Here is a 23617-nt window from a genome sequence, read left to right on the forward strand (position 1 = left end):
AGACAAAAAAGCGGGTGGGAACGGGACCCCGTTCCCACCCGGCAGAGCACTCGGCTCAGACGGCGAAGCCGGTGGCCTTGACCGCCTCGACCTTGCGGACCTCGATCTTCATGGGGACCTCCTTCCGTTGCGCTCGTTCGCGACCGATCATCGCCGCCGCCGCCACACAATCGCCACAGCCGGGCCACACGCCCCGGCCACGAACCGAGAGATCGCTCTCTTGATAACAGCGATCGTTACCGACGAGCCGTTGACAGGGCCGTACGATGCCCACGAATCTGGCGAGAGAGCGCTCTCTCGTCCACCCCCCTAGTACGAACCCGAGGAGGGTTCCATGACCCCTCGCACCCGGCGGATCGTTCCGTTGGTCACCGCGTCGCTGCTCGCCCTCGCGGCCTGCGGGAGCGGCGGCGACACCGCCACGCCGGCGGCCGCGCCGACCGAGAAGATCAAGCTGACCATCGGCCTCTTCGGCGACTTCGGCTTCAAGCCCCTCTACGAGGAATACAAGAAGACCCACCCGAACATCGAGATCGCCGAGAACGTCACCCAGTTCAACGACCACCACAACAACCTGGTCAAGCGCCTGGCCACGAACGCCGGCGCGGAGGACGTGGTGGCGGTCGAGGTGGGCTACGTCAGCACCTTCACCGCCCAGCCGCAGAAGTTCACCGACCTCAAGCAGTACGGCCTCGACCAGCGGCAGGGCGACTACCTGGACTGGAAGTGGCAGCAGGGCCTGAGCAAGGACGGCGGCCAGGTGCTGGGCCTCGGCACCGACGTGGGCGGGCTGGCCATGTGCTACCGCAAGGACCTGTTCAAGAAGGCCGGGCTGCCCGAGGACCGCGACGAGGTGTCGGCGCTCTGGCCCACCTGGGAGGACTACATCGCGACCGGCAAGAAGTTCGCCGCGGCGGACGTGGCCGGCGCCAAGTTCGTCGACTCCCCCGGTGAGATCTTCCGCGCCATGGTCAACCAGGCGCCGGTCGGCCTCTACGACGCCCAGGACACGATCATCGTGGACTCCAACCCGGACGTGAAGAAGGCCTGGGACCTGTCCAACCAGCTCACGGCCGAGGGCCTGACGGCCAAGCTGGCCGCCTTCTCGCCGCCGTGGAACACCGGCTTCGCCAAGGGCTCGTTCGCCACGATCATCTGCCCGGCCTGGATGACCGGCTTCATCCAGGAGCAGGCCAAGGACTCGGCCGGCAAGTGGGACATCGCCACCGTGCCGGGCGGTTCGGGCAACAGCGGCGGCTCCCACCTGATGGTGCCCAAGCAGAGCAAGCACCCGAAGGAGGCCGCCGAGCTGATCGACTTCCTGACCTCCAAGGAGAACCAGGCCAAGGTCTTCAAGGAGGAGGGCACGTTCCCGTCGATCCCCTCGCTCTACGACGACCCGTCGATCCAGAACTTCACCAAGCCGTTCTTCGGTGACGCCCCCATCGGCAAGATCTACTCCAACGCCGCCAAGGCGCTCAAGCCGCAGCACCTCGGCCCGAAGGAGGCCGACGTCCGCGTCGCCATCGGCAACGGCCTGGGCCGGGTCGAGCAGGGCAAGCAGACCCCGGACGAGGCGTGGGCGCAGGTGCTCGAGGACGTCAAGAAGATCAAATGAGCACGCTCCCCCTCGCGGTCACGCGACGGCGTAGGCGCGGTGTGCGGCACACCCTCGACACGAGGGTGTCGCCGTACGCCTACGTCGCCCCGTTCTTTCTGCTGTTCTGCGCGTTCGGGCTGTTCCCGCTGATCTACACGGCCTGGGTCAGCCTGCACGAGTGGACGCTGCTGTCGGAGACGCAGACCTTCATCGGCCTGGGCAACTACGGGACGCTGCTGGCCGACGGCTACTTCTGGAACGCCACGTTCAACACGCTGTCGATCGGCGTGCTGTCGACGGTCCCGCAGCTCGTGCTGGCGATCTGGCTGGCACACCTGCTGAACAAGCGGCTGCGCTTCGCCACGCTGTTCCGGATCTCGCTGCTGCTGCCGAACGTGACGAGCGTGGTGGCGGTGGTGGTGATCTTCAGCCAGCTCTTCGGCCGTGACTTCGGGCTGATCAACTGGGTGCTGGGCGGGCTGGGCGCCGGTCACATCGACTGGGCGGCCGGCACCGCGACCTCGCACCTGGCGCTCTCGGTGATGATCATGTGGCGGTGGACGGGCTACAACGCGCTCATCTTCCTGGCCGCCATGCAGGCGGTGCCGCGCGAGCTGTACGAGGCCGCCACGCTGGACGGGGCGAGCAACCTCAAGCAGCTGCGCAGCATCACCATCCCGATGATCCGGCCGACGATCATCTTCGTGGTGATCGTCTCGACGATCGGCGCGATGCAGATCATCGCCGAGCCCATGCTGTTCGGGCAGAGCACCGGCGGCGGGGGCGGGCTGGCGACCGGCGGGCCGGACCGGCAGTTCCAGACCCTGGCGCTGTTCGTCTACGAGCAGGGCTTCGCGAACTCGACCTTCGACTTCGGCTACGCCTCGGCCGCGTCCTGGCTGATGTTTCTGGCGGTGGTGATCGTGGCGGGGATCAACTTCCTGCTGACCCGCAAGGTGAAGGGCGGGCTGGTATGAGACTGCGTTACCTGACGCTGACCGGGGTCGCCTTCTTCTCGGCGTTCCCGCTCTACTACAGCGTCGTGGTCGCCTCCCGGCACAACTCGGCGCTGGCCCAGGTGCCGCCGCCGCTGCTGCCGGGCGGCAACTTCTTCGCGAACGTGGCGCGGGTCTTCGACACGGTGCCGTTCGGGCTGGCCCTGCTGAACTCGCTCATCGTGGCCGGGTCGATCTCGGTCGCGGTGATGTTCTTCTCGACGCTGGCCGGGTTCGCCTTCGCCAAGCTGCGCTTCCGGGGCAAGAACGCCATGCTCGTCATCACGGTGGCGACGATGATGGTGCCGGCCCAGCTCGGCATCATCCCGCTCTACATGCTCATGGTGAAGCTGGAGTGGACCGGCACCAACTACGCCCTGATCGTCCCGGCGCTGGTCAACGCGTTCGGCGTGTTCTTCATGACGCAGTATCTGTCCCGGGCGCTGCCGACCGAGCTGCTGGAGGCGGGGCGGGTCGACGGGTGCACCACGTGGGGGCTGTTCTGGCACGTCGTGCTGCCCACGGCCCGCCCGGCGGCGGCGGTGCTCGGCATGCTGACGTTCATGTCGGCCTGGAACGACTACTTCTGGCCGCTCGTCGTGCTCAGCCCGGACAACCCCACGGTCCAGGTGGCGCTCTCGACGCTGGCGAGCGGTTACGTCAACGACTACGTGCTGGGCCTGGCGGGCACGGCGGTGGGCACGCTGCCGCTCGTCCTCGTCTTCGCCCTGTTCGGCAAGCAAATCATCGGTGGAATCATGCAAGGAGCGGTCAAGGGATGATCTTCCCGGAAAACTTCGTCTGGGGTGCCGCAACGGCTTCGTATCAGATCGAGGGGGCGGTCAAGGAGGACGGGCGGGGCCAGTCGATCTGGGACACCTTCTCCCACACCCCCGGCAAGGTGGCCGACGGCGACACCGGCGACGTGGCGTGCGACCACTACCACCGCTATCCCGACGACATCGCGCTGATGCGCGAGCTGGGCCTGGGCGCCTACCGGTTCTCGGTGGCCTGGCCGCGCATCCAGCCCGACGGCGCGGGCGCGGCCAACCCGCGCGGGCTGGCCTTCTACGACAGGCTCGTGGACGGGCTGCTGGAAGCCGGGATCACCCCGTACGTCACGCTCTACCATTGGGACCTGCCCCAGGCGCTGGAGGACCGGGGCGGCTGGGCCGACCGCGACACCGCCTACCGGTTCGCCGAGTACGCCGAGCTCGTCCACGACCGGCTCGGCGACCGGGTCGGCGACTGGGCGACGCTGAACGAGCCGTGGGTGTCGGCCTTCCTCGGCTACGGCAACGGCGTGCACGCCCCCGGCCGCCGCGACCCGGGCGACGCCCTGCGCTCGGCCCACCACCTGCTGCTCGGCCACGGCCTGGCGGCGGCCCGGCTGCGCGAGCTCGGCGCGCAGCGGCTCATGCTGGTCGTCAACTCCTCCCCGGTGCTCACCCCGGCCCAGGTCAACGACCCGCAGGCGGTGCCGTCCGAGGCGGACCAGGCGGCCGTGGACCGCATCCACGCGCTGCTGACCCGGCAGTTCCTCGACCCGGCGATCCACGGCCGCTACCCGGAGGAGGTGCTGGCCGCCGCCGCCCGCAACGGGGGCACCGGCCACATCCTGGACGGCGACCTGGCGCTCATCAACGCCCCCGTCGACGTCGTCGGCGTCAACTACTACAACCCGTGCGTGGTGGAGGCCGGCCCCGGCCTGCCCGCCGACGCGGCCTGGCCGGGCTCGGAGGACGTCCGGTTCGCCCCCGCCGACGCGCCCACCACGGCCATGGGCTGGCCGATCGTCCCCGACGGCCTGTCCCGGCTCCTCGTCCGGCTGTCGCAGGACTACCCGCAGGTCGGGCTCATGGTGACGGAGAACGGCGCGGCCTTCGACGACGTCGTGGAGAACGGCCGGGTGCACGACGCCGACCGCGTCTCCTACCTGGACGGCCACCTGCGCGAGGTCGGCAGGGCCATCGAGGCGGGCGCCGATCTGCGCGGCTACCTCGTCTGGTCGCTGCTGGACAACTTCGAGTGGGCCGAGGGCTACCGGCGCAGGTTCGGCATCGTGCACGTGGACTACGCGACGCAGGCCCGGGTGCTCAAGGACAGCGCGCTCTGGTACCGGGACGTGATCGCCGCCAACCGGTTGTAGATTTCGTTGCGTGCTCTCCCACATGGTGAAGTCATGAGACGTCCCACTCTGGAGGCGGTCGCCGCCCGCGCCGGAGTCTCCCGGGCCACGGCGTCGCGCGTGGTCAACGGGCAGACGACGGTGGCCCCGCACATCCGCGACGCGGTGCAGCAGGCCATCGACGAGCTGGGCTACGTGCCCAACTCGGCGGCGCGCAGCCTGGTCACCCAGCGCACCGACTCGATCGCCCTGGTCGTCTCCGAGCCGCCGACCAGGGTGTTCTCCGAGGACCCGCTGTTCTCGACGGTGATCCGGATGGCCAGCGTGGAGCTGGAGGCGGTCAACAAGCAGGTCGTGCTGATGCTGGCCTCCTCCGCCAAGAGCCACGCCAGGGTGGAGCGCTACATCGCGGGGGGGCACGTCGACGGCGCGATGCTCATCTCGATGCACGGCGCCGACCCGCTCCCGCCGGCGCTCGCCCGCCTGCGCGTGCCGGTCGTCTCCTACGGCCGCCCGGCCGTGCCCGTCGACATCCCGTACGTGGACAACGACAACGTGGGCGGGGCCGAGGCGGCGGTCCGGCACCTGGTGGAGTCGGGGCGGCGGCGGATCGCCACGATCGCCGGGCCGCAGGACATGATCGGCGGCCAGGACCGGCTCACCGGCTACCGCAACGTGCTGCGCGACTCCGACCGGCGCTCGATCGTGGCGGTGGGCGACTTCACCCGCGAGTCGGGCGCGGTGGCGATGCGCCAGCTCCTGGGCGACGATCCCGGGCTGGACGCGGTGTTCGTGGCCAACGACCTGATGGCGGTGGGCGCGCTGCAGTCGCTGCGGCAGGCGGGGCGCCGGGTGCCGGACGACGTGGCCGTGGTGGGCTTCGACGACATCGAGGCGGCCAAGTACACCGAGCCGCCGCTGACCACGATCCGCCACCCGATCGCCGAGCAGACGGCGGCGATGGTGCGGCTGCTGCTCGACCTGTTCGAGGGCGGGCCGGGCGATCCGGTCATCCTGCCGACCGAGCTGGTGGTGCGCGAGTCGGCCTGACAGGCTTCTTGACAGCCGATCTACGTCGGCGGATCGTCCGTCCATGATGTCGAAACGGGCCGCCGTCCTGGCGGCGCTGTGCCTGGCCCTGCCCCTCACCCTGTCGCTCCCCTCCCCCGCCTCGGCCGACGTCACGGGTCCGCCCGTGATCGGCGGGCCGGTGTTCAACGACCCGGTGGCCGGCTCGGGCGTCCCCGGCACCCCCAGCGCCGCCCAGTCGGCGGTGATGGACCAGCTCATCAGGCTGATCCGGGCGGCCCGGCCCGGCAGCGACATCCGGTTCGTCATGTTCGAGTTCGGCGAGGGCCAGCGGTCGAGCGAGGTGGCCGACGCGCTGATCGACGCGCACGCCCGGGGCGTACGGGTCAAGGTGATCCTCGACAGCACCGACGACGGCAAGAACGACTCCGTCCTGGCGCGGCTCGGCGCGGCCCTCGGGAGCGCGGAGGGCGCCGCCTCGTTCGTCGTGCAGTGCGAGTACCCGGACCCGGCGGCGGTGGACCGGGGCTGCATCGCGCGCAACTACCTGCACAGCAAGTTCGCCACGTTCTCCGAGCTCCAGGTGGGCGGGGTCACGCGCGCCGACGTGGTGTTCCAGACGTCGTCGAACCTGTCGGACTGGTATCTGTACAACTCCTACAACGACGCCTACACCTTCCAGGACGCGGTCGTGCACGACGCGTACGTGCGCTACTTCGACGACCTGCGGGCGGGCCGGCACCGGCCGGTGAACCCGGACTACTTCTGGACGACGCCGACCGGGACCAAGCACCGGGGTCACTTCCTGCCGCGCGACTCGGCGACCGGCGACCACATCGCGAACGTGCTCAAGCTCGTCGAGTGCTCCTACCGCGACACCGACGGCGTCACCCGGCAGACGGACGTCCGCCTGGTGCTCACGGCGTTCAACTGGTCGCGGGTGGAGATCGCCAGGGAGCTGCTGCGGCTGCGCGGCGAGAACTGCTGGGTGGACGTCGTCTACAACGACGGCAGCGCGGTCACCACGGCGATCCGCGAGGAGCTGGCCAAGACCGTCAACGGCAGGCGCATCCAGCTCACGCCCTGCCGCTTCACCGTGGGCGGCCGTTCGGTGGTGCCGCACGCCAAGCTGATGATGATCGACGGCTTCTACGACGACGACATCACGCCGCGCGTCTACACGGGCAGCGCCAACTTCACCACGCTGGAGAACGCCGACGACAGCCTGCTGCGGATCTCCGGTCGGGACGTGCACACGCCGTACCTGTCGTGGTTCTACAAGATCCGTGATACGTGCCGCGCCTAGAGACACCGTTGTGACCAAATGCTGCGATTGTGGGTCGGCTACGACAAACCGCTCCGATGAGGGGGATGGACGGTGCCGTCCTCGCGTTCCGCCTTAGGCGTGCTGCTCGTCCTGACCGCGGCGCTGGCGGGCCTGGCCCCGCCCGCGCTGGCCGCGGACAAGACCCTGACCGTGTCCTACACCTGCTCGGGCGGGCCGTTCAGCAACGCCTCGCTGAGCGTGCCGGTCGTCGTGCCCGACTCGGCGACCGGGACGTTCGACGCGGAGTGGGCGATCCCGGCGCTGACGCTCCGCACCGCCGCGACGGCCGCCACGCAGGTCCAGGTGAACGGCAAGCTCGTCGTCAACGGCGGCACCCACGCGGACCTGGTGGCGACGGGCGCGAGCGTGGCCGCCGGAGCCACGTCCGCCGCCGCGAGCACCGTGACCAGCCAGGTCACGGTGACCTCCACGACCGAGGTGACGGTCAAGCCGTCGACGGAGACCGGCAGCCTCAAGCTGTCGCTGGCGAGCGCCCCCAGCGACGTCACCTCCTGCACGACCAGCAGCACCCAGGGGGTGACCGTCACCGTCGGCCCCGGCGGCGGCGACACCACCGGCGGCGACATCGTCCTCTACACCTGCAAGCCCACCTCGGGCGCCGAGCAGGAGGTCGACGTCAAGGTCACGCTCACCCTGCCGACGACGAACCCGGCGCCCGGCCAGCAGTTCACGATCGGCTGGAAGGGCGTCTACGAGAGCGGCGCCGAGCTGGAGGCCCCCAACGGCCTGCCCACGACCGGGCTCAAGATGTACGCCTACGCGTCGATCTCCGGTCTGACCGGGCTCACCTCGGCGACGGGCGTGGGCGAGCTGAGCGGCGTCACCGTCGGCCAGCCGATCCCGCTGCCCGCGTCGGTGGACATGAAGACGACCTCGCAGCAGGCGGGCACCGCGACCGTCAAGCCGGCCTCCATCAACTTCGGCCTGCAGCCGACGAGCCCGCTCATCGAGTGCGAGCCGGACAACTCCGACCTGCTGAAGACGTACACGCTGACCATCGGCGCGGGCGGCTCGACCTCCACCCCGACCCCGACCCCGACGACCACCACGCCCACCCCGACCCCCACTCCGACGCCCACGGACGACGACCCCGCCGACGAGCCCTCGGCGGATGAGTCCAGGACGCCCAAGGACGGCGTGGCGACGGGCGCGGGCGGCACGGCGGGGCCGGACGGGCGGCTGTTCGTGCTGACCGGGTCGGCCCTGGTCCTCGCGGCCGGCGTCGGCGGCCTGCTCCTGCGCCGCCGCACCGCACGGTACTAGCCGGACCTAGCCTGCGCGGAAGACGCGGAGCTGGAGCGCCAGGGTGGCGTAGTAGCCGGTCAGCGTCGTCAGCTCGAACAGCATCGGCTCCGGCAGCAGGGCGTACTCGTCGTCGTCCACGTCGCCCCTGGCCACGAGCGCGCGGGTGACCCGCAGGACGGCCGCCTCCTGCGGGTCGGCCAGGTCCAGGGGCTCGCCCGCGCGGATCGCGGCGAGCTCGGCGGCGGTGAAGCCGAGCCCGGCGGCCAGCCCCTCGTGCACCCGCCGCTCGAAGGCGCTGTCCCAGTGCGCGGCCACCACCAGGATCGCCAGCTCCCGGCACCGGGCCGGCAGCGCCGAGCGGTAGCGGACGGCGGCGCCCAGCTCCTGGAGCGGATCGCCCAGGGCCGGGCTGAGCAGCATGGCGTTGAACGGCCCGGCGAGCGCGCCCCCGTCGCCGACCATCGACAGGCCGCGCGGGCCGGCGACGATGCGGTCGTAGAGGGCGCGGGCGTCGGGGTCGAGCCCGGCGGGCGGCATCGGGCGAAGGCGCGTCACCGCACCGATGCTAGCCCGCCCCCGATCGGCCCGCCCCTCTGGTCAGCGCACCCAGGCCGTGGTGTCCGGGGGCAGCGCGCCGTCCTCCAGGCCCCCGCTCGCCAGCAGGACGACGCCGTCCGGGAGCGGCACCGTCTCGGTCCCGAGGTTGGTGACGCAGGTGACGCCGGTGTCGCGGGTGAAGGCCAGCACCCGGTCCGCCGCCGGGAGCCAGGTCAGCGTGCCGTCGCCGAGGTGCTCCCGGCGCAGCCGCAGCCCGTGGCGGTACAGGTTCAGCATCGAGTCCAGGTCGGCGAGCTGCGACTCGGCGGTGAGCTTGCGCCAGCTCTCCGGCTGCGGCAGCCACGGGCGCGAGCCGCCGAAGCCGAACGGCGGCTCGTCACCGGACCAGGGCAGCGGCACGCGGCAGCCGTCGCGGCCCGGGTTCGTGCCGCCGGAGCGGGCGTACATGGGATCCTGGCGCAGCTCGTCCGGCAGGTCCTCGACCTCGGGCAGGCCCAGCTCCTCCCCCTGGTAGACGTACAGCCCGCCGGGCAGCGCCATCGCCAGCAGCGCGGCCGCCCTGGCGCGGCGGTAGCCCAGCTCGGGGTCCGACGGGACGCCGTGCAGCGCGCCGCCGTGCGCGAACGACGTGTCGGACCGGCCGTACCTGGTCACCGGGCGGGTGACGTCGTGGTTGGACAGCACCCACGTCGGCGGCGCGCCGACCGGGGCGTGCGTGGTGAGCGTGAGGTCGATGACCCGGCGCAGCTCGTCCGGGTCCCACGGGCACGCCAGGAAGTCGAAGTTGAACGCCGTGTGCAGCTCGTCGGGCCGCAGGTAGCGGGCGAACCGCTCCTGGTCGGCCAGCCACAGCTCACCGATCAGCACGCGGTCGTCGTACTCCTCGGCCACCTGCCGCCAGCGCCGGTAGACGTCGTGCACGGGGTCGAGGTCCTCGTACGCGGTGTCGGACTTGACGAGGAGCGCGGCCGAGTCGATGCGGACGCCGTCGACGCCCCGGTCCAGCCAGAAGCGCAGCACGTCCTCGAACTCGCGGTGCACCTCCGGGTTGTCCCAGTTGAAGTCGGGCTGCTCGGGGGCGAACAGGTGCAGATACCACTGGCCGTCGGGGACCTGGGTCCAGGCGGGGCCGCCGAAGATCGACTGCCAGTCGTTGGGCTCGTCGCGGAACCAGAACCGGTCGCGGGCCGCCGGGTTCGCCAGCGCCTCCTTGAACCAGTCGCTCTCCGTGGAGCTGTGGTTGGGCACCACGTCGATGATGACCTTGATGTCCAGCTCGTGCGCCTCGGCGATGAACCGCTCGGCCTCGCCCAGCGTGCCGAACACCGGCTCGATGCCGCGGTAGTCGGCCACGTCGTAGCCGCCGTCGGCCATCGGCGACGGATACCACGGGTTCAGCCAGACGGCGTCGACGCCCAGGTCCTTGAGGTAGGGCAGGCGGGATCGGAGCCCGGCCAGGTCGCCGACGCCGTCGCCGTTGCCGTCGGCGAAACTGCGCAGGTAGACCTGGTAGATCGCGGCCCCCCGCCACCACGTGTGCGACATGCTCATCCCTTGATAGATCCGGCGGTGAGACCCGCCATGATGTGACGTTGGAAGATGAAGAAGACGATGATCGTCGGAATGCTCGCCACGACCAGGCCGCCCATGATGGCGTTCTGACTGACCATGCCGGCGGTCTGCGACAGGCCCACGCTGAGCGTCATCTTGTCGCTGTCGGTCATGACCAGCAGCGGCCAGGTGAAGTCCTTGAACGAGGTGACGATCGTGAAGATCGACACGACGCCGAGGATCGGCCTGGAGATCGGCAGGATGACCGACCACAGCACCCGCACCGGGCCGGCGCCGTCGATCTGCGCCGCCTCGACGAGCTCCTTCGGGATCGAGTCGAAGAAGCGCTTGAGCAGGAAGACGTTGAACCCGTTGGCCGCCGCCGGGAACCACAGGCCCCACGGGTTGTTGAGCAGCCCCAGGTCGACGACCGTGACGTAGAGCGGGATCAGCACGACCATGGCCGGGATCATCAGCGTGGCCAGCATGGCGCCGAGGATCACGGTGCCGAACATCGGCCGCAGCTTCGACAGCGCGTAGGCGGCCGACACGTCCACGAGCATGCAGAAGATCCAGCCGCCCAGCGAGTAGTAGGCGGTGTTGCCGAGCAGCGTGCCGAGGTCGAACAGGCTCCACGCCTCGGCGTAGGCGTCGAGCGTGGGGTCGGCGGGGAAGAGCGTGGGCGGCATCTGGGCGATCTCCTCGCCCGTCTTCATCGCCCCGGTGATCATCCAGTAGAGCGGGAAGACGAAGGCGAGCGTGAAGGTGATCACGACCGTGACGAGCACGATCCAGTAGATGCGCCGTCCCCACGGGCTGTTGAGCTGGAGCGGGGAGATGATCGTACGGAACTGGCCGGAATGGATGGTCATGCCTTGTCCTCCCGGGTGAGCCGGAGCTGGAACGCGGCGAAGACCAGCAACACGATCATGAGCATCATGCCGAGCGCTCCCGCCACGCCGTAGTTCTGGTTCGTAAAGGCGAACTGGAACATCATGTAGGCGACGGTGACGGTGGAGCCCGCGGGCCCGCCGCCGGTGAGCATGTACGGCTCGATGAACACCTGCATGGTGGCCACGATCTGCAGCATCAGCATGAGCAGCAGGATCAGCTTCGTCTGCGGGATCGTGACGTGCCGGATCCGCTTGAGGATGCCGGCGCCGTCCAGCTCGGCCGCCTCGTACAGCTCCGGCGGGATGTTCTGCAGCGCCGCCAGGTAGATCAGGGTCGCGCTGCCCATGTTCATCCAGGTCGAGACGATGACCAGGGAGATCAGCGCGGTGTGCGGGGAGTCCAGCCAGGCCAGGCCAGGCAGGTTGACGAGTCCGAGGATCTGGTTGAACAGCCCGGGCCCCGGATCGAAGAACCACCTGAACAGCAGCACCGCGACGATCGGCGGCAGCATGACCGGCAGGTAGACCACGAACCTGAGATAGGCCCGGGCGTGGCGCAGCTCGTTGAGCACGAGCGCGACGACGAACGGGACGACGAAGCCGCACACCAGCGCGAGGAACGTGAACTGCAGGGTGGCGATCCAGGCTTCGGTGAAGCCCGGGTACTTCACGGCGTACTCGAAGTTGTCCAGCCCGACCCAGGTGGGCGGATCGATCAGGTTCGTCTCCTGGAAGCTCAGGATGAACTCTCTGATCATCGGATACCAGGCGAACACCGCGAAGCAGAACAGCGCCGCGCACAGGAACCCGTAGGCCGTCAGATTGCGCCTGAGAACACCCATGCGTCAGCCCTTGGCCGCCAGCACGGCGTTCACCTTGGTCTCGGCGTCGGCGAGCAGCCGGTCGATGTCGGCGTCCTTGTCGGACAGCACGCCGGACATGGCCACGTCGAGGATCGCGTAGATCTCCTGGGCGTGGACCGGCTCGGCCTTGGGCGGGATCGTGGCGGAGGCCTTGACGTACGGGTCGTAGTTCTCGACCGGCAGGGAGGCGTTCTTCACCCGGTCGGCCTGGATGGCCTGGCCGGTGGGCGAGTCGCCGTAGACGGCGTTGTCGGGGACGCCGACCGGGTTGCCGTTGGCCTTGCCGCGGGCGTAGTCGAAGCGGCCCTTGCCGGGGGTGTTGAAGCGGAAGTCGAGCCACTGCATGCCCGCCTTCGCCTGCTCGGGCGTGGCCTTCGGGTTGATCATGAAGGCTTCGCCGCCGCTCAGCGACGCCTTGGCCTCGGGGAAGCCGGTGATGCCGTAGTCGGCGACGTTGCCCTTGAACTTGCCGACCACGTCGGTGACCACGTCGGGGGCGCCGAGCATCATGCCGACCTTGCCGCTGCCCATCGCCACCATGAGCGACTCCCAGCCGACCAGGAGCTTGCTGCCCATGCTGTTGTCGATCCAGCGCATGTCGTGCAGCGTCTGGAGCACGGCCTTGCCCTCGGGCGAGTTGAAGGCGGCCTTCTTGCCGTCCTCGGTGAGGATGCTGCCGCCGCGGCCGTAGATGGCCTGGGTGAAGTGCCAGCCGCCGGTGTTGCCGCCGGAGTACTCGCCGTAGCCGACGTGGCCGGGGCCGAGCGCGGCGATCTTCTTGGCGGCCTCGCGGATCTCCGCCCAGGTCGCCGGCGGCGTGTCGGGGTCGAGCCCGGCCTCGGTGAAGAGCTTGCGGTTGTAGACGAGGCCGACGCCGTAGTGGACGTTGGGGACGCCGTAGACCTTGCCGTCCTTGGTCACCAGGTCGCGCACGTCCTGGCGGAGGTCGTTCCAGTTCTTGATCTCGCCGGTGAGCTGGGTGATGTCCTTGGCCTGGCCCTGGGCGATCACGTCGTCGTAGTTGGTCACGGGGACGACGAAGACGGTCTCCATCTGGCCGCCGGCGAGCTTGGGGCCGAACGTCTTGGGGTCGAAGCACGGCTGCTGGTCGGTGCTCTTGACCGTCACGTTCGGGTGCGCCTTCATGAAGGCGGCCACGTCGTCGTCCCAGGCCTGGCGCTCCTTGGGGGCGGACTTGGCCGGCTGGCAGGCCACGGTGATCGTCACCTTGGCCGCCCCGCCGGCCGCGGGCTCGGCCGGCTCGCCGGAACCACAGGCGGTGGCGGCGAGGCCGAGCGCGGTTGCAACTAAGAGTCCCGTGGATCTCTTCATGGGCTGACCCTTCTGATGCGAGGTGCCCACACCATAGGATCGCCAACGAAAGTCCGCAAGATTTCGACGGACTATTGCAAGATAACGACTGTGTTACGCCCTTGGGCGCGCGGTCGACGCCCGGACCACCAGCTCCGGCTCGAACAGCAGCTCGTCGGCCGGGACGACGGCCTTGTCGATCTGGGCCACCAGCAGGTCGACCACGGCCCGGCCCATCGCGTCGATCGGCTGGCGCACCGTGGTGAGCGGCGGCTCGGTGCAGTTCATCAGCGCCGAGTCGTCGAAGCCGACCACCGACACGTCACCCGGCACGCTCAGCCCGGCCCGCCTGGCGGCCCGCACGGTGCCGAGCGCGAGCAGGTCGCTGGCGCAGATCACCGCCGTCACACCGCGCCTGACCAGCCTCGCGGCGGCCGCGTGCCCGCCTTCCAGCGAGAACATCGTGTGCTCGACCAGCTCCGGGTCGCCGCCCTCCGCCTGGAAGGTCTCCAGCTTGCGCCGCGACGGCACGTGGTCCTTGGGGCCCAGCACCAGGCCGATCCGCTCGTGGCCGAGCGCCCGCACGTGGCCCAGCGCCATCTCGGCGGCCACCACGTCGTCGCACGACACCTGCGGGAAGTCCAGCCGCTCCACGGCGGCGTTGACCAGCACCGTGGGCAGCTTGCGCTCGTGCAGCAGCTCGTAGTGCCCGTGCGAGGCGTCGGCCTGGGCGTAGAGCCCGCCGGCGAACACCACGCCGCTGACCTGCTGCTGGAGCAGCAGATCCACATAGTCGGCCTCGGACACCCCGCCGACGGTCCTGGTGCACAGCACGGAGGTGAACCCCTGCTGGGCCAGCGCGCCGCCGACCACCTCGGCGAAGGCGGGGAAGATCGGGTTCTGCAGCTCGGGGAGGACGAGGCCGACCAGGCGGGCCCGGTCGCCGCGCAGCTGGGTGGGGCGCTCGTAGCCGAGCACGTCGAGCGCCGTCAGCACGGCCTCGCGCGTGGCGTCGGACACCCCCGGCTTGCCGTTGAGCACGCGGCTCACGGTCGCCTCGCTCACCCCGACCTTCTTGGCCACCTCTGCCAGTCGTCGCGTCATGCGCAAACTATACGGCTATCAACGCAAGTCCTTGCAACCGCTTACGCTCGGCCTTGCGGGGCACTCACGCCTTGCTTCCAGGGCCCTTTCGCGGCTTGACCAGCGCCTTGGCCGTCGACGGTCCAGCACCAGTCAGTCAATTGTTTGCGAAATCTCGTCGGAATATTGCTGACATCTGCTGAACAACCTATGGTTCGGCCAACCGACTTCTTCGAAGGGCCACCCCCCATGAGAGCACTGTTAGCCGCCCTCGCCCTGGTCATCGGAATCCTCGCCGCACCCGCCTCCCCCGCCCATGCGGCGGCCGACGTCAACCTCGCGGCCGGCCGCCCGGCCACCGCCAGCAGCCACACCCAGACGTACGCGGCGGCGCACGTCACCGACGGCAACCAGGCCACCTACTGGGAGTCCGCCAACAACGCCTTCCCCCAATGGGTCCAGGTCGACCTGGGCGCCACCGCCACCGTCAACAGCCTCACGCTCAAGCTGCCCTCCGGCTGGCCGAGCCGCACCCAGACGCTGACCGTCCAGGGCAGCGCCAACGGGTCGACCTTCACCACGATCAAGGCCCAGGCCGCCTACGCCTTCGCCCCCACCGCCACCGTCCCGGTCAGCGCGAGCACCCGCTACGTGCGGCTGCAGTTCAGCGCCAACACCGGCTGGCCCGCCGGGCAGCTCGCCGAGTTCGAGGTGTGGGGCGCCGGTGGCGGGCCCGGCCCCGACCCGGGCGCGAACCTGGCGGCGGGCAAGCCGGTCACCGGCTCCGCCCACACGCACACGTACGTGCCGGCCAACGCCAACGACGGCGACCTGACCACCTACTACGAGGGCGCCGGCCACCCCAGCACGCTGACCGTCAAGCTCGGCGCCGACCACGACCTCACCTCGGTCGCGGTCAAACTGAACCCCGACGGCGCGTGGGGCCCGCGCACCCAGGCCATCCAGGTGCTCGGCCGCGGCCAGAACGCCACCTCCTTCACCACCCTGGCCGCCCAGGCCACCTACGGCTTCAGCCCGGCCACCGGCAACACGGTGACGATCCCGGTCACCGGCAAGGCCGCCGACGTGCAGCTCCGCTTCACCGCCAACTCCGGCGCGCCGGGCGGGCAGGTCGCCGAGTTCCAGGTGTTCGGCGCCGCCTCGGCCAACCCCGACCTGACCGTCACCGCGCCCACTGCCTCCCCCGCCGCACCGGTCGAGACCGACACGATCACCCTGTCCGCCCAGGTCAGGAACGCGGGCACGGCCCCGTCCGCCGCCACGTCGGTCACGTTCTCCCTGGGAGACGCCGAGGCCGGCAGCGCGGACGTCGGCCCGCTGGCCCCCGGCGCCACCGCCACCGTGACCGCCGCGATCGGCGCCCGCGACGCCGGGACGTACGCCGTCACCGCCGAGGTCGACCCCGGCGGCGAGATCATCGAGCGGGACGAGACCAACAACACCGCCACCGCCAACCTGACCGTCAAACCGGTCGACACCGCCGACCTGGTCGCCGCTTCCGTCGCGTGGACCCCGGGCAACCCCGCGCAGGGCGACACCGTGACGTTCTCCGTCGCGATCAGGAACCAGGGCACGATCGCGTCCAGCGGCGGCTCGCACGGCATCACGCTCACCGTCGCCGACGCCTCCGGCGCCGTGGTCCGCACGCTGACCGGCTCCGCCTCCGGCGTGATCGCGCCCGGCGCCACCACCGCCCCGGTCAGCCTCGGCGCCTGGACCGCCGCCGACGGCCGCCACACGGTCAAGGTGGTGCTCGCGGCCGACGCCGCCGAGCTCCCGGTCAAGCGCGCCAACAACACCAGCACCCACCAGCTCGCCGTCGGCCGCGGCGCGAGCATGCCGTACGACACCTACGAGGCCGAGGACGCGGCCGTCGGCGGCGGCGCCACCCGGCTGGGCCCCAGCAGGGAGATCGGCCACCTGGCCGGCGAGGCGTCCGGCCGCCGCGCGGTCACGCTCGGCAGCACCGGCTCCTACGTCGAGTTCACCGCCCGGGCCCGCACCAACACGCTCGTGACCCGGTTCTCCATCCCCGACGCGCCGGGCGGCGGCGGCATCGACTCCACGCTGAACGTCTACGTCGACGGCATGTTCCTCAAGGCCATCCCGCTGACCTCGCGCTACGCCTGGCTGTACGGGCCGGAGGCGAGCCCGAACAACTCCCCCGGCTCCGGGCCGCCCCGGCACATCTACGACGAGGCCAACCTGATGCTCGGCACCACCGTCGAGGCCGGCAGCAAGATCAGGCTGCAGAAGGACGCGGCCAACACCTCCACCTACACGATCGACTTCGTCGACCTGGAGCACGTCTCCCCCGCCGCCAACCCCGACCCGGCGCGCTACGCCGTGCCCGCCGGCCTCGGGCACCAGGACGTGCAGAACGCGCTCGACCGCGCCCGCCAGGAGCCCGGGCTGGAGGGCGTCTACCTGCCCCCGGGCGACTACCGGACCTCCGGCAAGTTCCAGGTGTACGGCAAGCCCGTCAAGGTCGTCGGAGCCGGGCCCTGGTACACCCGCTTCCACGCCCCCGCCGGGCAGGAGAACACCGACATCGGCTTCCGCGCCGACGCCACCGCCAACGGCTCCACGTTCGCCGGATTCGCCTACTTCGGCAACTACACCAGCCGCATCGACGGCCCCGGCAAGGTGTTCGACCTCAGCAACGTCGCCGGCATGACGATCGACAACCTGTGGGTCGAGCACCAGATCTGCATGTACTGGGGCTCCAACACCGACGACATGACGCTGAAGAACTCGCGCATCCGCAACGTGTTCGCCGACGGGCTCAACATGACCAACGGCAGCACCGGCAACCACGTGACGAACATCGAGACCCGCTCCACGGGCGACGACAGCTTCGCGCTGTTCTCGGCCATCGACAACAACAGCGGCCAGCAGCACGGCAACGTGTACGAGAACCTGACGTCGCTGCTCACCTGGCGGGCGGCCGGGGTCGCGGTCTACGGCGGCTACGACAACGTGTTCCGCAACATCTACGTGGCCGACACGCTCGTCTACTCGGGCGTCACGATCAGCTCGCTCGACTTCGGCATCCCGATGCACGGCTTCGGGGCCAGCCCGCCCACGCGGTTCGAGAACATCTCGCTGGTCCGGGCCGGCGGGCACTTCTGGGGGCAGCAGACGTTCCCGGCGATGTGGCTGTTCTCGGCCTCGAAGGTGTTCCAGGGCATCCGGGTCAGCAACCTGGAGATCGTGGACCCGACGTACTCGGGGATCATGTTCCAGACCGGGTACGCGGGCAACCAGCCGCTGAACCCGGTCACGGACACCGTGTTCGAGAACGTCTCCATCACCGGGGCGCGCAAGAGCGGTGACGCCTTCGACGCCAAGTCCGGGTTCGGCATCTGGGTGAACGAGCTGCCCGAGCCGGGACAGGGTCCGGCGGTTGGCTCGGCGACGTTCCGGGGGCTGCGCTTCGGCGGCAACCATCAGGACGTCAGGAACACCACCTCGACGTTCACCCTGAACATCCAGTAACCGGAGCCCGGGCCGTCAGAGTTCGCCCCGATGCGGCAGGCCCTGCCAGTCGCTCGCGCTGGACACCGCGGCGGCGCTCAGCAGCGTCCCGCGGTGCAGCCGTTCGGGCGGGGTCAGCCCGTCCAGGGCGGCGCTGACGTACCCGGCCACGAACGCGTCGGCCGCGCCCGAGGTGTCGACGATCGGCACCTGCGGGCCGGGCGCGTCGTAGCGCATCCGGTCGGCCCGCACGCTCGCGCCCTTCGCGCCCCGGTCGACGACGACCTCGCGCTCGGGCGTGAGCGCGGGCTTGACCAGGTCCAGCTCGTCCTGGTGGACGAAGAGCAGGTGCGCGTCGCAGGCGAGCTCGCTCAGCACGTCCTCGGCCTCGCGCACCGACGGCCACAGCTCGGGCCGGTACTCGACGGCGAACGAGACGACCACTTCGGCGCGTTTCGCGGCGGCCACGGCGGCGCGTACCGCCTCCAGCGCGTCCCTGCCGAGCGCGGCGGTGACGCCGGAGACGTGCAGCATCTTGGCCGCGCCGACGCGGTCGATGGGCACGTTGCCCGGGGTCAGCCGCGACCCGGCGGAGCCCGTGCGGTAGTGGCTCACGTGGGGCGGGCGGCCCACCCGGGTCTCGCGCAGCAGCAGCCCGGTGGCGGCGCCCTCCGTGACGCGCACGTCGGCCACGTCGACGCCCTCGCCGCGCAGCGCGGTCAGCACCCGCGCGCCCAGCTCGTCGGCGCCCACCTTGCCGGCGAACGCGCACCGGTGACCGAGCCGCGCCAGGCCCACGGCCAGCGTGAACTCCGGCCCGCAGACGTCCAGCCTGGCTTCGCTCTCGTGCCGGACCCGGCCGCTGGACACGACCCCCAGCGCCTCGCCGAGGGTGTAGACGTCAATCATGAAGACCGACTGTAGTCGGTCATCTGTCCCAAAACGGATTTTCTATCAAGGCCCCAGGTAAACACCGTGATCATATTTTTCTCGTAACTTTTGCGAACCTTTTCCTCCTACTGTGGCTCAAAGTAGTAGACGGAGCTGGTCATCCCGGACCGGCTCCAGCGATACGGGGAGAGGAATCAGCACCCTCATGCAGAAAATCGCTGTAGGCATCGTCTCCGCCCTGGTGGGCGGCACCATGTTGGTGTCCGGTGGCGCCGCGAGCGCGACCGCCAAGGCGTCCGAGGTCGAGATCCTCGACATCTCGCCCAACCCGGTGGTCGTCCGGGGCGACGGCGAGACCACCGCCAAGTTCAAGGTCGGCGCCAGCTCCGACGTCGAGCGCGTCGAGCTCAGCGTCGAGCCCGACGGCCGCGCGGCCCGCACCCTCGTCGCCCGCGACGTGCGCGAGCTGGAGAAGTGGCTCTTCTCGGTGCCCTTCAACAAGAACGACGTCGAGGGCAAGTGGAAGGCCACCGCGGTCGCCTTCGACGACGACGGTGACAAGGTCGCCACCGACACGATCCGCTTCTACGTGGACATCCGCGCGGGCAAGGCCGACACCCGGATCACCCGGTTCTCCGCCGACCCGTACAAGGTCCGCAAGGGCCGCACCATCCACTTCTCCGGCCGCCTCCAGGCCGACGACCGTGGCTGGGAGCCCCTGCGCAACCAGAAGGTGCACATCTACTACCGCGCCAACGGCCACAGCGGCTGGAAGTGGGTCGACTCCGACCGCACCAACTGGCGCGGCGACTTCCACGCGAGCACCAAGGCCTACAAGAGCGGCACGTTCAAGGCCGTCTACAAGGGCGACTGGAAGCGTGACGGCGCCGAGAGCCGTCACGACTACGTGCGCGTCTCCTCCTGGGGCTGGCACCGCTAAGCCCTGACGACTGACGGCCCGGTCCCCCAACGTGGGGGGCCGGGCCTTCGCCGTTCGGCGGCCCCGGTGAGAGGCGCGGTCCTGGGGGTAGCGCGCAGGTATGGCTGAAGATCTGCTCCGCGACTTCGACCCGTTCGACATCTTCGACACCGAGGCGGCCCGGCTGGACCGGTTCTTCTCGGGGCTGGACGAGGAAGGCTGGCGGCGTCCCTCACGGGCGGCCGGGTGGACGGTCCGCGACGTGCTCGGCCACCTGGCCGGCGAGGAGCTCTACAACCAGGCGTGCCTCGACGGGACCCTGCCCGAGCTGCGTGAGCTGATGGAGTCGCAGGGCATCTCCGGCTATGACGAGTTCAACGAGTGGTGCGTGCGGGAGCGGCGCGGCGTGCCGGTCGCCGAGGTGCTGGAGGAGTGGCGCACCAAGAACGGCGACACCCGGGCCCGCATGCGCGAGCTCGGCCCGTACGCGACGCTGGAGACCATGGCCGGGCCGTACCCGGTGGGCAAGCAGACCTTCCACTACGACTCCGAGTACGCCACCCACGCCGACGACGTCGGCGCGCCCGTCTCCGACGAGGAGGCGGAGGGCCGGACGCTCTGGCGGGCCGCCGTCGGCCGCTTCGCGCTGGCCGAGCGGGGCGCGGACGTCCAGGTCGAGCCGACGGCCGAGCAGATCTGGGCGCACGCCGGCGGGGCGAGCGCCAGCCTGTCCTATCCGGAGTTCGTCGCGGCCACCGTGGGGCGGCTGCCCGAGACGCACCCGCTCGACCAGCGGCTCGTCTCGGCGCTGCGCTGCCTGGCCTGAGAGGAGAGCCGTCATGTGGCTGCGGAACCGTGAAGGCACCGAGCCGGTGACCGCGCGCAGCCCGCTGGGCGCGCGCCGGGTGCTGTCGGTGGTCGCGCTGGTGCTGGGCGCGGCGGCGGCCGTGTTCTTCGTCGTGCGGGCCATGAGCACCGGAGAGGCGGTGTGGGCATGGGAGGCGGCGATCGCGGCCGCCGTGGCGCTCATCGCCGCCCTCGACCTGCTGGTGCTCAGGCACCGGCGGGCGCGGTCAGGCGGTCGCGACCGCCACCGCCAGTAGGAACACCATCAGCGTCACGGCCAGGACGACCATCCAGCGGCGCACCACCGGCCTGCCGCGCGCCCGGGTGACCCGCAGCGCGGGCGGATCGGCGGCGCGCGTCATCGCCGCGTCGCCGCCGGACTCGATCCTGTTGATGGCCGCCACCCGCCTGGCCAGCTCCGGATCGTCCCTCTCCAGAGCCAGCTCGATGTCCGCGAGGATGCGGCGCTCCCTTCCAGACAGACCCATCGTGCGCTCACCATCGTTCTCACGCCGGTGAGAAGCATTTACCCGTCGTTGACCGGGGCATGCTTGACGACGGGTCACGCCTTCCCGTAGCGCTGACGGAAGCGCTCGACCCGGCCCGCGCTGTCGACGATGCGGCCGCGTCCGGTGTAGAAGGGGTGGCTCGCGGACGACACGTCGACGTCGACGACCGGGTAGGTGCGGCCGTCCTCCCACTCGACGCGCTCGCGGCCGGTCACCGTGGAGCGGGTGAGGAAGGCGAACCCGGCGCTGGGGTCACGGAAGACGACGGGGCGGTATTCGGGGTGCAGGTTCTTCTTCATGGCCCGTGCAACCATGCGGCAATGGTTTTCATTCCCGCGCCTCCGGGTCGAGCCCTAGCACCGTCCGGCCGCCGTCCACGGGCAGCGTCACGCCGGTGACGAAGGAGGCCGACAGCAGGTACGCCACCGCGTCGGCCACCTCGGCCGGGGTGGCGACCCGGCCCAGCGGGTGCAACACCGCCATCTCCTCCTCCGTTCCCGGCCGCTCGGCCAGCAGCCGCTCGTACCGCTCGGTCGCCACCGAACCGGGCGCCACCGCGTTCGCCCGGATGCCGTGCCTGCCGTACTCGACCGCGACCGCCCTGGTCAGGCCCTCGACGGCGGCCTTGGCCGTCGCGTACGGGAGGCTGCCGGGGACCGGGCGGCGGGCCTGGTGGGAGGTGACGTTGACGATCGCGCCCCCGGTCCCGGCGGCCAGGAAGCGGCGCACGGCGACGGCGCAGCCCGTGACCGCCAGGTCCAGGTTGGCGGCGATCAGCGCGCGGATCTCGCCGGCCGGGGACGTGTGGAGCGCGGCGTCGCGGAAGACCGCCGCGTTGTTCACCCATCCGGCCAGCGTGCCGGCCTCCTCGGCGAGACCGGCGGCACGCACGAGGACGGCCTCGTCGGCCGCGTCACCGATCACCGGGATGACGCCGGGGCCCGCCCAGCCGAGGGCGGCGGGATCGCGCTCCACGGCCACCACGGTGGCGGGGCCGAGCCGCTCCACGACGGCCCTGCCGATCCCACGTCCGGCTCCGGTGACGACATAGCTGTGATTCATAACGGGGGCTCATGCCCGGCGCGTGAGGATTATCACTGTATGCCGGGGCTGGAGGCCGTATGCCGGGCCGGGGAAGCGGGAAGGGCTCCGGGCGTGACCATGCGGGCGGCGCGGATGGTGGGGGCGCTGGCGATCACGCAAACCGCCGGGTACGGCGTCCTTTATTACGCTTTTTCGGTTTTTATCACGCCGATGTCCCGCGAACTGGGCGCCGGAGTGGCGGAGCTCACCGGGGCGATCACGGTCTCGGTGCTCGTGTCGGCGCTCGTCGCGCCCGTCGTCGGGCGCGGCCTGGACCGCTACGGCGGGCGCGGCATCATGACGGCCGGCTCGGCGCTGGGCGCCGCCGCCGTGCTGGCCTGGTCGCAGGTCCGCACGGTCGCGCAGCTCTACCTCGCGTGCGCGGCACTCGGCGTCGCCTCCGCGATGGTCCTGTACGAGGCCGCGTTCGCGGTGCTCGTGGCCTGGTTCGACGCCGCGCGGCGGGCGCGGGCGCTGCTGGCCGTCACGGTGGTCGCCGGGTTCGCCTCCAGCGTCTTCCTGCCGCTGACCGGGTTCCTCGTCGACCGCTACGGCTGGCGGCAGGCCCTGGTCGTGCTGGCGGTCGGGTACGGGCTGGCCGCCGTCCCGCTGCACGCGCTCGCCGTACGGAGCCGTCCACGGGCCCGGGCGCCCGGCCGGCCGGTGGGGGCGGCGCTGCGCGACCGGGCGTTCTGGCTGCTGGCGGCGGCGTTCCTGACGCAGACCGGGGCGGTGGCCGTCATGGGCGTGCTGCTGGTCACGTACCTGATCACGCTGGGGCACTCGCCGCTGTTCGCCGCGACGGCGGCCGGGCTGCTCGGGGTGCTGTCGGTGACCGGGCGGATCGTGACCACCGGGCTCCAGGCGCGCTGGCGCGTGTCGCTGATCACCGCGGCGATGTTCGCCCTCCAGGGGGCGGCCGCGCTGCTGCTGCCCGCGATCGGGCGCGACCCGGCGGGGGCGGTGGCCGCGGTCGTCCTGTTCGGGCTGGGGTTCGGCGTCGGCACCATCGCCCGGCCCGCCCTGCTGGCCGACCGCTACGGCACGGACGCGTACGGGAGCATCAGCGGGGCCCTGGCGCTGCCCATCACCGTGGCCAAGGCCCTCGCCCCGCTGCTCGCCGCCGGAGTGGCCCAGGTCGCCGGCTACCCGGCCGTGATGGCGGCCGTCGCGGCCTGCTGCGTGCTCGGGGCGCTCGCCCTGATGGCCTACGATCGCCGTGGGCGAACTGGGCCTGCGACCGACCCCGAACACGTAAGGTAGCCGC

Annotated in this window: 22 protein-coding genes; 12 read left to right on the forward strand and 10 right to left on the reverse strand. The window is 70.8% G+C overall.

Features of this window, described 5'->3' with window-relative positions; translation table 11 throughout:
- The first annotated feature begins 334 nt into the window (after positions 1-334).
- The 7 genes from ACWDXC_RS01775 (at position 335) to ACWDXC_RS01805 (ending at position 8363) form a co-directional block, all read left to right on the forward strand.
- Positions 335-1618 carry an ABC transporter substrate-binding protein gene (locus tag ACWDXC_RS01775; protein ID WP_219505446.1) on the forward strand — a complete coding sequence of 428 codons (1284 nt, stop codon included), beginning with the start codon at positions 335-337 and terminating at the stop codon, positions 1616-1618.
- Positions 1615-2577 (forward strand): carbohydrate ABC transporter permease, encoded by a 963-nt coding sequence (locus ACWDXC_RS01780; protein ID WP_219505444.1) that lies wholly within the window; start codon positions 1615-1617, stop codon positions 2575-2577. The genes ACWDXC_RS01775 and ACWDXC_RS01780 overlap by 4 nt, the downstream gene beginning before the upstream one ends.
- On the forward strand, positions 2574-3377 hold the full coding sequence (locus tag ACWDXC_RS01785) for a carbohydrate ABC transporter permease (protein WP_357583798.1): 804 nt from the start codon (positions 2574-2576) through the stop codon (positions 3375-3377). The genes ACWDXC_RS01780 and ACWDXC_RS01785 overlap by 4 nt, the downstream gene beginning before the upstream one ends.
- Positions 3374-4744, forward strand: a complete 1371-nt coding sequence (locus ACWDXC_RS01790) for a GH1 family beta-glucosidase (protein ID WP_449976936.1) — start codon at positions 3374-3376, stop codon at positions 4742-4744. The genes ACWDXC_RS01785 and ACWDXC_RS01790 overlap by 4 nt, the downstream gene beginning before the upstream one ends.
- Positions 4745-4777: 33 nt before the next feature.
- Positions 4778-5773 (forward strand): LacI family DNA-binding transcriptional regulator, encoded by a 996-nt coding sequence (locus ACWDXC_RS01795; protein ID WP_449976938.1) that lies wholly within the window; start codon positions 4778-4780, stop codon positions 5771-5773.
- Positions 5774-5816: 43 nt separating this feature from the next.
- Entirely contained in the window at positions 5817-7058 is a 1242-nt protein-coding gene (locus tag ACWDXC_RS01800; RefSeq protein WP_364179455.1) for a phospholipase D-like domain-containing protein, read from the forward strand.
- A 72-nt stretch (positions 7059-7130) separates the two neighbouring features.
- Positions 7131-8363 carry a hypothetical protein gene (locus ACWDXC_RS01805; protein ID WP_449976942.1) on the forward strand — a complete coding sequence of 411 codons (1233 nt, stop codon included), beginning with the start codon at positions 7131-7133 and terminating at the stop codon, positions 8361-8363.
- Between the two features lie 6 nt (positions 8364-8369).
- On the opposite strand, the gene ACWDXC_RS01810 is transcribed toward ACWDXC_RS01805, so the two are convergent.
- The 6 genes from ACWDXC_RS01810 to ACWDXC_RS01835 form a co-directional block, all read right to left on the reverse strand.
- Positions 8370-8900 (reverse strand): carboxymuconolactone decarboxylase family protein, encoded by a 531-nt coding sequence (locus tag ACWDXC_RS01810; protein ID WP_449976945.1) that lies wholly within the window; start codon positions 8898-8900, stop codon positions 8370-8372.
- Positions 8901-8942: 42 nt separating this feature from the next.
- Positions 8943-10454 (reverse strand): glycoside hydrolase family 13 protein, encoded by a 1512-nt coding sequence (locus tag ACWDXC_RS01815; protein WP_449976948.1) that lies wholly within the window; start codon positions 10452-10454, stop codon positions 8943-8945.
- The gene (locus tag ACWDXC_RS01820; protein WP_449976950.1) at positions 10451-11326 is read right to left on the reverse strand and encodes a carbohydrate ABC transporter permease; all 876 of its coding nucleotides are present in this window, start codon (positions 11324-11326) and stop codon (positions 10451-10453) included. The genes ACWDXC_RS01815 and ACWDXC_RS01820 overlap by 4 nt, the downstream gene beginning before the upstream one ends.
- Entirely contained in the window at positions 11323-12189 is an 867-nt protein-coding gene (locus ACWDXC_RS01825) for a carbohydrate ABC transporter permease (RefSeq protein ID WP_219505428.1), read from the reverse strand. Before ACWDXC_RS01825 ends, ACWDXC_RS01820 begins: the two co-directional genes overlap by 4 nt.
- Before the next feature lie 3 nt (positions 12190-12192).
- Positions 12193-13542 (reverse strand): ABC transporter substrate-binding protein, encoded by a 1350-nt coding sequence (locus tag ACWDXC_RS01830; protein WP_449976954.1) that lies wholly within the window; start codon positions 13540-13542, stop codon positions 12193-12195.
- A gap of 93 nt (positions 13543-13635) precedes the next feature.
- The gene (locus ACWDXC_RS01835; RefSeq protein ID WP_219505424.1) at positions 13636-14625 is read right to left on the reverse strand and encodes a LacI family DNA-binding transcriptional regulator; all 990 of its coding nucleotides are present in this window, start codon (positions 14623-14625) and stop codon (positions 13636-13638) included.
- 228 nt (positions 14626-14853) lie between these two features.
- Here ACWDXC_RS01835 and ACWDXC_RS01840 point away from each other — a divergent pair, with 228 nt between their 5' ends.
- Entirely contained in the window at positions 14854-18123 is a 3270-nt protein-coding gene (locus ACWDXC_RS01840) for a discoidin domain-containing protein (RefSeq protein ID WP_449976957.1), read from the forward strand.
- A 15-nt stretch (positions 18124-18138) separates the two neighbouring features.
- Here ACWDXC_RS01840 and ACWDXC_RS01845 read toward each other — a convergent pair whose 3' ends face one another.
- Entirely contained in the window at positions 18139-19011 is an 873-nt protein-coding gene (locus ACWDXC_RS01845; protein ID WP_449976959.1) for a sugar kinase, read from the reverse strand.
- Between the two features lie 187 nt (positions 19012-19198).
- On the opposite strand from ACWDXC_RS01845, the gene ACWDXC_RS01850 reads away from it, so the two are divergent.
- The 3 genes from ACWDXC_RS01850 (at position 19199) to ACWDXC_RS01860 (ending at position 21015) form a co-directional block, all read left to right on the forward strand.
- Entirely contained in the window at positions 19199-19933 is a 735-nt protein-coding gene (locus ACWDXC_RS01850) for a hypothetical protein (RefSeq protein WP_449976962.1), read from the forward strand.
- 100 nt (positions 19934-20033) lie between these two features.
- Positions 20034-20738 (forward strand): maleylpyruvate isomerase family mycothiol-dependent enzyme, encoded by a 705-nt coding sequence (locus ACWDXC_RS01855; RefSeq protein ID WP_364179472.1) that lies wholly within the window; start codon positions 20034-20036, stop codon positions 20736-20738.
- Positions 20739-20751: 13 nt separating this feature from the next.
- Positions 20752-21015: a DUF6343 family protein gene (locus ACWDXC_RS01860; RefSeq protein ID WP_219505414.1), complete on the forward strand. Its 264-nt coding sequence runs from the start codon at positions 20752-20754 to the stop codon at positions 21013-21015.
- Here ACWDXC_RS01860 and ACWDXC_RS01865 read toward each other — a convergent pair.
- From ACWDXC_RS01865 to ACWDXC_RS01875, 3 genes are all read right to left on the reverse strand, one after another.
- Positions 20986-21246 (reverse strand): DUF3040 domain-containing protein, encoded by a 261-nt coding sequence (locus tag ACWDXC_RS01865; RefSeq protein ID WP_219505412.1) that lies wholly within the window; start codon positions 21244-21246, stop codon positions 20986-20988. The two genes, ACWDXC_RS01860 and ACWDXC_RS01865, sit on opposite strands and share 30 nt — an antisense overlap.
- A 74-nt stretch (positions 21247-21320) precedes the next feature.
- A complete protein-coding gene (locus ACWDXC_RS01870) occupies positions 21321-21566 on the reverse strand; it encodes a type B 50S ribosomal protein L31 (RefSeq protein WP_449978144.1) in 246 nt (81 codons plus the stop codon).
- A gap of 28 nt (positions 21567-21594) precedes the next feature.
- On the reverse strand, positions 21595-22329 hold the full coding sequence (locus tag ACWDXC_RS01875) for an SDR family NAD(P)-dependent oxidoreductase (RefSeq protein ID WP_449976966.1): 735 nt from the start codon (positions 22327-22329) through the stop codon (positions 21595-21597).
- Positions 22330-22443: 114 nt separating this feature from the next.
- On the opposite strand from ACWDXC_RS01875, the gene ACWDXC_RS01880 reads away from it, so the two are divergent.
- The gene (locus ACWDXC_RS01880; RefSeq protein WP_449978146.1) at positions 22444-23613 is read left to right on the forward strand and encodes an MFS transporter; all 1170 of its coding nucleotides are present in this window, start codon (positions 22444-22446) and stop codon (positions 23611-23613) included.
- The last annotated feature ends 4 nt before the right edge of the window (positions 23614-23617 follow it).

The organism is Nonomuraea sp. NPDC003214 (assembly GCF_053590035.1).